Origin of the sequence: Tersicoccus solisilvae, from assembly GCF_014643255.1 — a bacterium.
Classification (GTDB): Bacteria; Actinomycetota; Actinomycetes; order Actinomycetales; family Micrococcaceae; genus Tersicoccus; species Tersicoccus solisilvae.
In genome coordinates this window covers 1-598 of sequence record NZ_BMJI01000075.1, presented here as the reverse complement: position 1 = coordinate 598, position 598 = coordinate 1, and the positions used below count along the sequence as shown (strand labels likewise).

The 598-nt window shown below is 52.7% G+C and carries 2 protein-coding genes; both read right to left on the bottom strand.

Annotated features, from left to right (window positions below; translation table 11 throughout):
• Nucleotides 1-254 (bottom strand): PAAR domain-containing protein (locus IEX22_RS16320; protein ID WP_188669281.1); only part of this gene is annotated, 254 nt, incomplete at its 3' end.
• Nucleotide 255: 1 nt separating this feature from the next.
• The coding region (locus IEX22_RS16315) for a DUF4123 domain-containing protein (protein ID WP_229660113.1) at nucleotides 256-598 on the bottom strand (343 nt) is incomplete at its 5' end.

Here is a 598-nt window from a genome sequence, read left to right as displayed (position 1 = left end):
TTGCCGCCATGGGCCGTGGACGCACCCTGCAATACCACGGCGATGCCATTGACGGTCAAACTCGGATGTCCCTGAACCAGGGTATCTGGCCCGCCAACCTGGCAGTCACACTTGTGCCCGGTTAAGGCCACAGGAATACCGTTGACCGTCAGAGCACTTTCTCCCTGGTTTATCGGTCCACCAACATGAGGGGTATTGCCGCTGAACATAGGGCAAATATGTTGATGTCCTTTCAAAGCAACCGGAGTCCCCATATTAATCCTCCTTAATCGATATCGCCTGGCAGCCGTATCCGTCCGGCTCCCTTTGCCAATTCAGCCAATGGCTATTGAAACGAAAGGGGTTAAGCGATGCATAGAGCACTGACCCCAAAGGCTCAAGAAATGCATCTCTTCTGGCCTGCGTTTCTTCGGTTAAATAATGATGTAAGACCCTGGGGTCGTAGAAACGAAAACGAGTAGTTTCACCATCAGGCTTGACGGCATACAACCTTTGCCCCAGTGCTTCTTTCAGTGACTGCAGGGCTAGCTCACTCTTGCACCACAGCGCGCTGTGGCCATGGGTGTCTTTCTCCAGCATCAGTTGTATCAGCTCATCC